Below are 12,263 nucleotides of genomic sequence, written 5' to 3'. Positions count from 1 at the left end.
GAATCAACAATGAACACCCAACCTCTGCGCGTCGGCATCGGTGGCCCGGTCGGTTCCGGCAAGACCGCATTGACCCTGGCCCTGTGCCTGGCGTTGCGCGAACGCTACAACCTGGCCGTGGTCACCAATGACATCTACACCCGCGAAGACGCCGACTTTCTGGTGCGTAACGAAGCGCTGGCCCCGGAACGCATCATCGGCGTGGAAACCGGGGGCTGCCCGCACACGGCGATCCGCGAAGACGCCTCGATCAATCTTGAAGCGGTCGATCAACTGAACCGGCGCTTTCCCGGCCTCGACCTGATTCTGGTGGAGTCCGGTGGCGACAACCTGTCGGCGACCTTCAGCCCTGAACTGTCGGACCTGACCATCTACGTGATCGACGTCTCGGCCGGCGACAAGCTGCCGCGCAAGGGTGGGCCGGGGATCTGCAAGTCCGACCTGCTGGTGATCAACAAAATCGACCTGGCGCCGCTGGTCGGCGCTTCGCTGGAAATGATGGATAGCGACACAAAGCGCATGCGCAACGGCAAGCCATTCGTCTTCAGCAACCAGAAGACCGGCCAGGGCCTGCAAGACATCATCGCCTTCATCGAACGCCAGGGCCTGCTGAACGCGGCCTGATTCATTGACCAACAAGGAAGCTCATCCATGACACTCAAACGCATTTTCGGCGCCGTGGCGCTGCTGCTGACCCCGGCCCTGGCCTTCGCCCACCCGGGCCACGGCGACAGCGGTCTGGTCGCCGGGATCAGCCACCCGATCGGCGGCCTCGACCACTTGCTGGCGATGGTTGCGGTCGGCCTGTGGGCCGCGCAACAACAAGGCGCCGCACGCTGGGCGCTGCCGTGCACGTTCGTCGGCACCATGCTGATCGGCGGTCTGCTTGGCTTCGAAGGGCTGCAGCTGCCGGCGCTGGAAAGCGGGATTGCCGCCTCGGTGCTGGCGCTGGGCCTGGCAGTCGCGCTGGCCGTGCGCCCGCCGCTGCTGATGGCAGTGGCGGCGACGGCGCTGTTCGCGCTGTTCCATGGCGTGGCGCATGGTCTGGAGCTGCCGGAGATGAGCAGCCCGTGGGCCTATGCCGCCGGTTTCGTGACCGCGACGGCTGCTTTGCATGCGGCGGGTTATGCCGTGGTGCGTTTCCTGCCGCAGGCGGCTGCGCCGCTGGTGCGGGTGGCGGGTGCTGCTTCGGCGGTGACGGGTGCGTGGTTGCTGGCGGGTTGATCTGTATCGCCTGAACCGGCCTCTTCGCGAGCAAGCCTGCTCCCACAGGTTTTGTGTACGCTGCAAATCCACTGTGGGAGCGGGCTTGCTCGCGAAGGCGGACTGACAGACACCGCGTCTCTAACAGACGCTCCTCTGCTACCATGTCACGCAATCGCCCCAGCCGTGACGACGTCCGCCAATGCCTCATGCTTCCCGCCGCACCTCCCTGCCCGAATTGACCGCCCTGTTCAGCGATGTGCAGCAGCACTTTCTGAACGTGATCGTGCCGCTTTGGCAAGGCCCGGGCTGGAACGCCGAGATGGCGCTGCCCTACGAAGCCCTCGACGCCGCTCACCAGCCCCTGCCGCCACAACGCTATCGGGCCATGGCCTGCGCCCGCCAGCTATACCTGTTTTCCAGCCTGATCGGGATGGTGGATAACGCCGAAGCCCGCGCCGCAGCGCTGTTCCGCTCGCTACAACGGCACTTCCACGACGCCGAGCACGGTGGCTGGTTTTACAGCATCGACGCCCAGGGTCAGCCACTGGATCAGCGCAAAGACCTCTACACCCACGCCTTCATCCTGTTCGCCTGCGCTCATTACTGGGGCAAGTCCGGCGATCCACTGGTCGAGTCGACACTCAATGCAGCCCTGGAAATCATTGGCCGACGCTTCGCCACCGGTGACGGCCTGTACGAGGCCTGCCTGAATCGCGACTGGATCACCCTGCAAAGCGGTCCGCTGCAAAACCCGCTGATGCACTTGGCCGAAGCTTTCCTCGCGACCCTCGCCGTGCGCGCAGACCAGCAGACCCAGCAGGCGCTGGTCGAGTTATGCACAGCCATGCACAAACACTTCGTCGATCCGCAGCACGGTGTGCTGATGGAGAAACCGCTGGGCGCTGTGGATAACTGGTACGAGCCGGGGCATCAATTCGAATGGTATTTCCTGCTCGAATCCTCGGCGCTGTTGCGCGGTTCGAAATTGCATCGGGCGCTGGATCGTGCTTTCGCTTTCACCGAACAATATGGCGTGGTACAGCCGTCTGGCGCCGTGCGCGCGATGCTCGATCTGGAAATGGACGGACGCCCACGGGATTCGACCCAGCGGATCTGGGCCCAGGCGGAATACTTGCGCGCCCTGACATTGCGTGCGGACAGTGAAGCGGCGGTGCTGCGCCAGTTGCAGGCACTGCAGCAGCGGTTTCTGCATGCCGGTGGCTGGCATGAATGCCGGGATGAATTGGGTGAGGTCAGTCGCAAGGACATGCCTTCGACTACGCCGTATCACTTGGCGACTTGTTACAGCGGATTGACTGAATACTTGCGCTGACTGACAGGAAGCTTTCGCGAGCAAGCCCGCTCCCACAGTTGATCTGTGTTGTTCACAATTTTTGTGTCCGGCGCAATTCCAATGTGGGAGCGGGCTTGCTCGCGAATAGCCATTTCTCGATCTCTAGGCAATCCACTTCCTGTCGCCAGTAAAGCTGATGGTCAACCAGCGCGCCGCATCCGGCTTGCCCAGCTTCTCCGAAATCTCTTCGCGCAATGCATCCAGTTGCCCGACATGGCTCAGCGCATAGTCCGCCGGCAACACCACATGAATCTCGATAAACCGTGCCCGGCCGTGCTTCTGCACATACGACACGTAATCATCGAAACCATGCTCGACCTTCGCCGCATCCATCACCTGCCGCACCTGATCATCCAGCATATCCGGCGCGATCCCCAGCACATCGCGTAGCGCCGGGCGAAGGATCTTGAACGCCGGCGGCAACATGGTCAGCGCCAGCACGATCAGGATCAGCGGGTCGACGTAGGCCGCCCATTCGTCGTAACCCTGCGACTTGAGCAGCAGCGCCGCAAGGAAACTGATCAACAGGCCCACGGACAACATGGCATCCACCAGCCAACTGATGTTGTCGAACTGGATCAGGCTGGATTTGAGTTTGCGGTTGCGTCGACGCACGTAGAAGAAATAGGCAAATTCGACAACGGTGAACACCGCCGCATAAATGATCACCAGCCCCAACTCGATTTCGCGACCACCATTGATGATCCCGAAAACACCGTTGAGAAATGCATAGATGGCGATCAACAGCAGGAAGCTGCCTTCGATCAGCAGCACCATCGGCTCCAGATGCCAGAACCCGAACTGAAAGCGCTGATTGCTCTCTTTGGCGATCAGTCGTGCGGTGATCAGCATCAGCACTTTGATGAATGTGGCGATCAGCGAGAAAAAACCATCGAAAAGGATGGATTGCGAACCAGAAATAAAACCGGTGACGATCCCGGCGATCGACACCGCGAACATCAGGATGGTCGATTGTTTGAGCAGTGACTGCTCACCTCGGTTACTCACGCTGACTCCTCGAAAAACCTTGAAAACCGCGGGGGTGCGGTTGGGTTGTTGCGAGGGGAGTTTACCTTATTGGAATTTATTGCCTGTCCTGGCCCCATCGCTGGCAAGCCAGCTCCCACAGGTACATCGGCGTACATCAATCTTGTGAACGACTCGGTACTTGTGGGAGCGGGCTTGCTCGCGAATGGCCTCAACCCGGTCTTACGCCTTGTTACGCTCGATGGCGAACCCGGCCCAGGTCTGGCTCACCGGCATCAGTTCCAGGCTGTTGATGTTGATGTGCGCCGGGGTGTTGAGCACCCAGAAGATGGTGTCGGCGATGTCCTGCGGCTGGATCGGCTCGGCCCCGGCATAGGTGGCGTTGTAGCGCTCCTGGTCCCCGGCAAAACGCACCAGCGAGAACTCGCTTTCGCACAGCCCCGGTTCGATGTTGCTGACGCGCACGCCAGTACCCTGCAGGTCGCAACGCAGGTTCAGCGAGAACTGTTTAACGAACGCTTTGGTTGCGCCATACACATGGCTGCCCGGGTACGGGTAATTACCGGCGATCGAACCGAGGTTGATGATGCCCGCGCCACGGCCATGGGCGATCAGACGCGGCAGCAGCAAACGGGTGGCGTACATCAGACCTTTGACGTTGGTGTCGACCATGGTGTCCCAATCGTCGAGGTCGCATTTCGGTGCCGGATCGACGCCCAGCGCCAGACCGGCGTTGTTGATCAGGCCACGCAGCTTGGCAAACGACGGCGGCAGGTTGGCGATCGCCTCTTCCATCGCCTTGCGATCACGCACGTCGAGGACCAGACCGTGCACCTCGGTCTGCTTCGACAGTTCGGCGCACAGCGCATTCAGACGCTCTGCACGACGACCGGTCAACACCAGTTTCCAGCCAGCCTCGGCGAAACGACGGGCACAGGCTTCACCAAAACCGGAGGTCGCGCCGGTGATAAACAGGGTGTTGGACATCGTGTTCTCCTTGCGTCGGCCGCCAGCGCAGCCATGGGGATAAAAAAACAGCAGCCAGCATGCCCGGCCCGGCATGCCCGAGCAACACCCGAACCGGGAGATCTTTCGATCAAAATTTGATCAATCGCCGCTACGCCACAGGCGGCGTGGTCTGTAGCCATGTGCACGCACGTTATCCACAACCCCTTCCACAGTTTCCGGGGGCAAGTGAATACGCGCAAAGCCGCGCCATACAAGGCTTTGCGCCGAAAATAGAAAGTTTTTTGCTTGACCCTGAAGCGGCGGTTGTGCCGGACAAGGTATTTTGCACGAGCGAACGGTCTGCAGAGTGATTGCGCGGGGCCAGCAATTACGGCCCTCAGCGCGGTCTTTCCAGAGTTTAGTCACAGACTTATCCACAGGCTTTTGCACATGAAATCACCTGTGTTCCGAGCGGCATAAAAAGGTTGACAACGAACGCTTCAGCGCCAGTCAGAAAGCCTGATCAAAAAACACTCACCACCCTGCAAGCCACGGAATACAAGGCCTGCAGCCAGCTACTCCCACGTTATTCACAGCCAGTTCCACAGCAAACGGGGACAAGTCAAAACCGTGGAAAAACAGCCATTTGCAGCGTCTATATGTCGCGCTTTGGCAGCTATGGGAATTTGTTTTCCACAATTCCAGAATCGACTTGATATTGAAGATGGTTTCCTTGTAGGAGCTGCCGCAGGCTGCGATCTTTTGATCTTGTTTTTGAAGATCAAAAGATCGCAGCCTTCGGCAGCTCCTACAGGGGAGTTGTGGTGAGTTGAGATATGAAAAAGCCCCGAGACTCGCGTCGCCGGGGCTTGGTCTATCTGTGGGAAACCCGATCAGTGCCCGCCCAGATAGGCGTTACGCACCTCTTCGTTCACCAGCAGCTCTTTACCGGTACCGGTCAGGCGAATCTCGCCGTTGACCATCACATACGCGCGGTCCGACAGCTTCAGCGCATGGTTGGCGTTCTGCTCGACCAGAAAAATAGTCATGCCGGTTTTCGCCAGTTCGCGCAGGGTGGCGAAGATCTGCTTCACCACGATCGGCGCCAGCCCCAGGCTCGGCTCGTCGAGCAGCAACAGTTTCGGCCGACTCATCAAGGCACGGGCGATGGCGAGCATTTGCTGTTCGCCCCCGGACATGGTCATCGCCCGCTGAGTGCGGCGCTCTTCGAGCCGCGGGAACAGCTCGAACATCCGCTGCATGTCTTCCTTGGCGTACTTGTCGCCAATCGGGATGGTGCCCATCAGCAGGTTTTCCTCGACGGTCATGTCGGGGAACACCCGCCGCCCTTCCGGCGACTGCGCAATGCCGTTAGACGCGATGTAGTGCGAGGACTTGTGGGTAATGTCGACGCCTTGATAAAGAATCTGCCCGCCTGCCGCGCGCGGCTGGCCGAAGATCGACATCAGCAGCGTGGATTTGCCCGCACCGTTGGAGCCAATCAGGCTGACGGTTTCACCTTCGTTGATCTGCAGCGACACGCCTTTCAGAGCCTGGATCGGCCCGTAGAACACGTCGAGGTCTTTGAGTTCGAGGATCGGTTTGCTCATACCAGTTCCTCTTCATCCGCGCCCAGATAGGCGGCAATCACTTTCGGATCGTGACGGATAGCGTCGGGGCCACCCTCGGCGATGACCACGCCGTGATCCAGTACCACGATGTGGTCGGAAATGCTCATGACCATGCCCATGTCGTGTTCGATCAGCACCACGGTCAGATCGTGCTCGTCGCGCAGCAGCCGGATCATCGCGCTCAGCGCTTCGGTTTCCTGAGGGTTGAGGCCGGCGGCCGGTTCGTCGAGGCAGATGATCTGCGGCCGCGTGCACATGGCCCGGGCGATCTCCAGACGGCGCTGTTGGCCGTACGAGAGTTCACCCGCGAGACGGTTGGCGCAGTCCACCAGATCGACCACTTCCAGCCAGTAGAACGCGCAATCCAGCGCGTCGCTCTCAGCCTTGCGATAGCCCTTGGTGTTGAGGATGCCGGCGAGCATGTTGCGGTTGACCCACATGTGCTGGGCCACCAGCAGGTTTTCCAGCACCGACATTTCCTTGAACAGGCGAATGTTCTGGAAGGTCCGGGCCAGGCCGGCACGGTTCACCAGATGCGTACCGCCGAACATCTTGTAATACAGACGGCTGAGGAACGACTTCGGCGAAACGAAATCGGTCGGCTTGAACGACTCGCCGAGCAGCTGGATGACGTTGGTCTGTTTACCGCGCACGTTGAGTTCGATCTTGCCGCCGGAGGCCTTGTAGAACCCGGTCAGGCAGTTGAACACGGTGGTCTTGCCCGCGCCGTTGGGGCCGATCAGGGCGAAGATCGAGTTGCGTTTGACCTTGAGGCTGACATCGCTCAAAGCCTTGATGCCACCGAAGTGCATCATCAGTTTTTCCACAGAGAGAACGACTTCACTCATGGCGCAGCCCTCTCATAATGAATGGCACCTTTGCGTGGAGTGACCCCGGTGCGGCTGATGCGGATCAGCCCGCGTGGTCGCCAGATCATCATCAACACCATCAGGATGCCGAACAACAGCACGCGGTATTCGGCGAAGCCACGCAGCAATTCCGGAGCGACCGTCAGCACGAACGCGGCAATCACCACACCGATGGTCGAGCCCATGCCGCCGAGCACGACGATGGCGAGGATCAGCGCCGATTCGAAGAAGGTGAACGAGGTCGGGTTGACGAAGCCTTGATAGGTGGCGAAGAACACCCCGGCCAGACCGGCCGTCGATGCACCGATGGTGAACGCCGAGAGTTTGACCAGCACGTGGTTCAAGCCCATCGAGCGGCAGGCGATTTCGTCTTCACGCAAGGCTTCCCAGGCGCGGCCCACCGGCATTTTCACCAGCCGATGCTTGATGTACAGCACGGCCAGGACCACCAGGAACAACACCGCGTAGATGAAGTAATACTTCACGTCGGGGTTGTAGGCGATGCCGAAGAACTCGTGGAACGGCACCCCGCCATCCTTTGCCCGCTTGCCGAATTCCAGACCGAAGAACGTCGGCAGTGGCGCCGGCATGCCGTTCGGGCCGCCGGTCAGCGACAGCCAGTTGTTGAGCACCAGACGGATGATTTCGCCAAAACCCAGGGTCACGATCGCCAGGTAGTCACCGTGCAGACGCAGCACCGGGAAACCGAGGATGCACCCGGCCAGACCGGCAGTGATCGCCGCCAGTGGCAACACGGTCCAGAAACCCAGCCCGAGGTATTGATACCCCAAGGCCAGACCGTAGGCGCCGATAGCGTAGAACGCCACATAACCCAGGTCGAGCAGACCGGCCAGACCGACCACGATGTTCAGCCCCAGCCCCAGCAGCACGTAGATCAGCCCGAGGATGACCACGCCCAACAGGTAAGAGTTGGAGACAAACGGCACGATAATGGCCAGCACAATCAGCAGCGGGATGATCCAGCGCAGGCGGGATTTGTAATCGGCAGGCAGTACATGCACACCGGAGCCAGTGCTCTCGAAGCCGTCGAGAATCTTCAGACCCTTGGGCGTCTGCAGAAACAGGCTGAGGGCAAAACGCCCGAGCATGACAATGCCGATGATCCACGCCACGCGGGTCGGTTGCAGGTTGAAGCTGTAGCCATCGAGCACGACGCCGACAATCGGGCCGAACACGATCAGGGCAATCAGGCCAGCCAGAATCGCCTCAACCAGGCTTTTTTTGATATCGAGATTTTTTTCAGTGGTTGAAGACATCGCTTACACCTTCGACACAAGAGGACGGCCCAACAGGCCCTGCGGCCGGAAGACCAGAACAAGTACGAGCAGCGAGAAGCTGAACACGTCTTTGTAGTCGGAGTTGACCAGCCCCGAGAACAGCGACTCGGAGATCCCGAGAATGATCCCGCCGAGCATCGCACCGGGCAGTGAGCCGATCCCGCCGAGTACCGCTGCGGTGAACGCCTTGATGCCGATGACGAAGCCTGCGTAGAAGTCGAAGGTGCCGTAGTTCATGGTGATCAGCACGCCGGCCAGCGCCGCCATGGCCGCACCGATGATGAACACGTAGGAAATCACCCGGTCGGTGTTGATCCCGAGGATCGAAGCCATCTTGCGGTCTTGCTGGGTCGCGCGGCACATGCGGCCGAGTTTGGTGTACTTGATCACGTAGGTCAGCAGGCCCATACCGACGAACGCGGCCACGAGAATGAAGATCTTGGTGTAGGTCACTTGCACGAAGCCTGTGCCGATATCGAGACGCCAGGCACCGGTGAGCAGCGTCGGAACACCCTGTTGGCGGGCGCCCTGGCTGATCTGGGCATAGTTTTGCAGGATCAGGGAGATACCGATGGCGCTGATCAGCGGTGCCAGTCGGGTGGAGTTGCGCAAAGGTTTGTAAGCGACGCGTTCGATTACCCAGCCATAGACGCCGGTGACGACGATGGTGAACACCAGCGTGCCAAGCATCAACAGCGGGAAGGATTCGATACCGAAGTAAGCCAGCAGAGCCAGACTGATTGCCGCCAGGTAAGCGGAAATCATGTAAACCTCGCCGTGGGCGAAGTTGATCATGCCGATGATGCCATAGACCATTGTGTAGCCGATGGCGATCAGGCCATAGACCGACCCGAGGGTCAGGCCGTTGACCAGTTGCTGCAGGAAAATACCATCCATAACGCAATCTCACGCAATGAGAACCTGCCCACCGGGGCGGGCGGTTCTTCTAGGAAAAAAACAGATTTACGTCGGAGCAATGCAAACACGACCAGCAAAGCCACCACCGCCCCCTGTGGGAGCTGGCTTGCCAGCGAAAGCGGCAGAACATTCAACAAAGGCGTCGACTGTCAGGCCGTCATCGCGGGCAAGCCCGCTCCCACAGGGTGTTGTGGCGTTCAAGTGATCGCGTCAGCCCTTACTTCTGTTTTTCCAGCTGATGGTATTTGCCAGTCGCGTCCCACTGGTAAACCACGTAGTCGGAGACTTTCAGGTCGCCCTTCTTGTCCCAGGCTTTTTCGCCCATAACGGTTTTCACCGGGTTGGCTTTGAGCCACTCGGCGGCTTTCTCGCCGCTGTTGGACTTGGCGCCGTTGAAAGCAGCCGCCAGGGTCTGCACCGAAGCGTAGGCATACAGGGTGTAGCCTTCAGGCTCGGTGCCGGCTTTGCGGAACGCATCCACCACGGTTTTACTGTCCGGCAGCAGACGCGGGTCGGCGCCGAAGGTCATCAGCACGCCGTCGACGTATTGCGGGCCGCCAGCGGTGGTCACCAGTTCGTCGGTCACGATACCGTCGTCAGACATGAACTTGACGTCTTTCAGGCCTTCGGTGCGCAGTTGCTTGACCAGCGGGCCAGCCTCCGGGTGCAGGCCGCCGAAGTAGACCACGTCGGCACCGGCCGCACGGATCTTGGTGACCACGGCGCTGAAGTCTTTCTCGCCACGGGTCAGGCCTTCGTACAGCACCGGGGTCACGCCGCGTTTTACCAACTGAGCCTTGGTTGCATCGGCCAGACCCTGACCGTAGGTGTCCTTGTCGTGCAGCACGGCGACTTTCTTGCCCTTGAGCACGTCGACGATGTAGTCGCCAGCGACGATGCCTTGCTGGTCGTCACGCCCGCACATGCGGAACATGGCGCTCAGGCCGCGCTCGGTCACCTGCGGGTTGGTGGAACCCGGGGTGATCGCGATAACGCCGGCTTCGTCGTAGATCTCCGACGCAGGAATGGTGGAGGACGAGCAGAAGTGGCCGACCACACCGGCCACCTTCTGGTTGACCAGGTCTTTGGCGACGGTCACGGCCTGTTTCGGCTCACAAGCGTCATCGCCCTTGACCAGGACGATTTTCTCGCCGTTGACGCCGCCCGCCGCGTTGACGGCGTCGGCCGCTGCCTGTGCACCCTTCATGTACTGCTCGCCAAATGCCGCGTTGGCACCCGTCATCGGACCCGCTACACCGATTTTCACATCAGCTTGAGCAAACGCAGAAACACCCAGCGCAGTAGCGACTGCGAGGGCCAGAAAGCCTTTCTTGTAAAACGTCTGGGACATGAGTGGTGCTCCAAGGTTTTTTTTAGTTGGCACTGCGACTTCACTTCACTGAATGCTCTGAGCAAGCGCCGTGCCATCGGTTTTTTATTCTGCAAAAAGTCGCTGCTTTCTTGTTATTTCGACTGTTTCGTTCCCATTTTCATTGGGCGTGCAACCGTCTAAACCGCGGAAGGTGAAACCTTTGAAAAATTGAGGCGCAACCCTCCTGCGCCATCATTGCAACCGCGGCACCAAACGACGTGCAACCAGCCTGTAACAGCTCACGTCACCGAACTGCACACTGCTGGTGCGGGACTGCTACAACCCGCACCATTACAGGCTAGTCGCTGCCTCGAAAAGCGCCGCTGCAAGCAACAAATTTCAACACTCAAATGACGATGCGCAGGCACTGGCCCGCGTGATACAGCGAGAATCCGGCCTCGTACAGGCAACTGCGCAGGCCGACACCCGCCAGGGGCTGCATCGGCGCGAAGGGGATCGGCAACGCTTGCGGATTGCCGTGACACAGGTAGTCGGCGAAAGCTTTGCCGACCACGGTGCCAGTGGTCACGCCGCGACCGTTGTAACCGGTGACGGCCACCAGTCCCGGTGCCGGTTCGAACAGGCGCATCAGGTGATCGGGGGTAAAGGCGATGCGCCCGGTCCAGGTGCATTCCCACTCCACCGGTTTCAGATGGGGGAAGTAATGCTGCTGCACGCGGTCGGCCCAGGCCTTGAGGAACCAGGTGGGTTTCTGATTGCCGTTGCCGAGGCTGCCGAGCAATAACCGACCGTCCTTGTCGCGGCGGATGCTGCTCAGCACTTGGCGGGTATCCCACGAGCCCTGCCCGCCGGGGAGGATTTCCTGGGCCGCGTCCTCGGTCAGCGGCACCGAGGCGACCTGATAATAGTAACCGGGGAAGAAGTTGCGCTTGAGTTCGGTCCAGTCGCCTTCGGTGTAGGCGTTGGAGGCGATCACCACTTGTTCGGCGAGCACTGATCCCTGTTCGGTCTGCACCGACCATTGCGAGCCGATGCGTTCGAGGCGAGTGACCGGCGAATGGTCGAACATCTGCCCGCCCAGGCTCTTCACCGCTTTGGCCAGTCCGGTGACATACGCCATCGGGTTGAGCGTACCGGCGCGGCGGTCGAGCAATGCGGCGGCAATCTTTTTCGTACCAGTAGCTTGCTCGCACGCCTTGCCAGTCAACAACTCAATCGGCGCGCCACGGCGTTGCCATTGCTGTTCGCGACTGCGCAGATCCGCCTCGCCCTTGGCGTTGTGCGCCATGTGCAGGGTGCCTTCACGACGCAACTGGCAATCGATCTGGTATTTATCCACAAGGCTGAACACCAGCGCCGGCGCCGCGCCGAGCATGCGGTTGAGCTGACTGCCGACGACCTCACCGAAGCCGGCCTCGATCTCGTCCGGCGGGATCCACATCCCGGCGTTGACCAGCCCGACGTTGCGCCCCGACCCACCGTGCCCGGCGCGATGCGCTTCCAGCACGCAGACACTTTTGCCTTGTTCCAGCAGATGCAGCGCCGCCGACAACCCGGTAAACCCGGCGCCGATCACGCAGACATCGACTTTGACTTCGCCGCGCAGCGCGCTGTTATCCGGGCGCTGCGGCGTGAGTTTTTCCCACAGACATTCTTCGCGTAACGGCATTGCCAGACTCCAACAGAAACCTGCCAAACACAATGCTGATCCTGTGGGAG

The 12,263-nt window shown here is 60.3% G+C and carries 11 protein-coding genes; 3 read left to right on the top strand and 8 right to left on the bottom strand.

Annotated elements, in window-relative coordinates; all coding sequences use genetic code 11:
- Positions 1 to 9: 9 nt before the first annotated feature.
- The 3 genes from ureG (at position 10) to ACXR0M_RS20080 (ending at position 2,539) form a co-directional block, all read left to right on the top strand.
- Positions 10 to 624 (top strand): urease accessory protein UreG, encoded by a 615-nt coding sequence (gene ureG, locus ACXR0M_RS20090; RefSeq protein ID WP_458833513.1) that lies wholly within the window; start codon positions 10 to 12, stop codon positions 622 to 624.
- Positions 625 to 651: 27 nt separating this feature from the next.
- The gene (locus tag ACXR0M_RS20085) at positions 652 to 1,224 is read left to right on the top strand and encodes a HupE/UreJ family protein (protein WP_458833512.1); all 573 of its coding nucleotides are present in this window, start codon (positions 652 to 654) and stop codon (positions 1,222 to 1,224) included.
- A gap of 181 nt (positions 1,225 to 1,405) precedes the next feature.
- Positions 1,406 to 2,539: an AGE family epimerase/isomerase gene (locus tag ACXR0M_RS20080; RefSeq protein ID WP_458833511.1), complete on the top strand. Its 1,134-nt coding sequence runs from the start codon at positions 1,406 to 1,408 to the stop codon at positions 2,537 to 2,539.
- A gap of 123 nt (positions 2,540 to 2,662) precedes the next feature.
- Here ACXR0M_RS20080 and ACXR0M_RS20075 read toward each other — a convergent pair whose 3' ends face one another.
- The 8 genes from ACXR0M_RS20075 to amaA form a co-directional block, all read right to left on the bottom strand.
- Positions 2,663 to 3,568, bottom strand: a complete 906-nt coding sequence (locus tag ACXR0M_RS20075; RefSeq protein ID WP_458833510.1) for a cation diffusion facilitator family transporter — start codon at positions 3,566 to 3,568, stop codon at positions 2,663 to 2,665.
- Positions 3,569 to 3,769: 201 nt separating this feature from the next.
- Positions 3,770 to 4,534, bottom strand: coding sequence for an SDR family oxidoreductase (locus tag ACXR0M_RS20070; RefSeq protein ID WP_458833509.1), 765 nt, complete (start codon positions 4,532 to 4,534; stop codon positions 3,770 to 3,772).
- 854 nt (positions 4,535 to 5,388) lie between these two features.
- Positions 5,389 to 6,105 (bottom strand): ABC transporter ATP-binding protein, encoded by a 717-nt coding sequence (locus ACXR0M_RS20065; protein WP_047600666.1) that lies wholly within the window; start codon positions 6,103 to 6,105, stop codon positions 5,389 to 5,391.
- A complete protein-coding gene (locus ACXR0M_RS20060; protein WP_103485078.1) occupies positions 6,102 to 6,974 on the bottom strand; it encodes an ABC transporter ATP-binding protein in 873 nt (290 codons plus the stop codon). Before ACXR0M_RS20060 ends, ACXR0M_RS20065 begins: the two co-directional genes overlap by 4 nt.
- Positions 6,971 to 8,272, bottom strand: coding sequence for a high-affinity branched-chain amino acid ABC transporter permease LivM (livM, locus tag ACXR0M_RS20055; protein WP_458833507.1), 1,302 nt, complete (start codon positions 8,270 to 8,272; stop codon positions 6,971 to 6,973). Before livM ends, ACXR0M_RS20060 begins: the two co-directional genes overlap by 4 nt.
- 3 nt (positions 8,273 to 8,275) lie before the next feature.
- Complete coding sequence (locus ACXR0M_RS20050; RefSeq protein ID WP_458833506.1) at positions 8,276 to 9,190, bottom strand: ABC transporter permease subunit; 915 nt, start codon at positions 9,188 to 9,190, stop codon at positions 8,276 to 8,278.
- 238 nt (positions 9,191 to 9,428) lie between these two features.
- A complete protein-coding gene (locus ACXR0M_RS20045; RefSeq protein ID WP_458833505.1) occupies positions 9,429 to 10,562 on the bottom strand; it encodes a branched-chain amino acid ABC transporter substrate-binding protein in 1,134 nt (377 codons plus the stop codon).
- Positions 10,563 to 10,929: 367 nt separating this feature from the next.
- On the bottom strand, positions 10,930 to 12,213 hold the full coding sequence (gene amaA / locus ACXR0M_RS20040) for an L-pipecolate oxidase (RefSeq protein WP_458833504.1): 1,284 nt from the start codon (positions 12,211 to 12,213) through the stop codon (positions 10,930 to 10,932).
- Positions 12,214 to 12,263: the final 50 nt, after the last annotated feature.

The sequence above is a fragment of the Pseudomonas sp. Eth.TT006 genome, from assembly GCF_054456575.1.
Note: the sequence above shows the minus strand (reverse complement) of the source record. Positions and strands in the feature narration are given on the sequence as shown.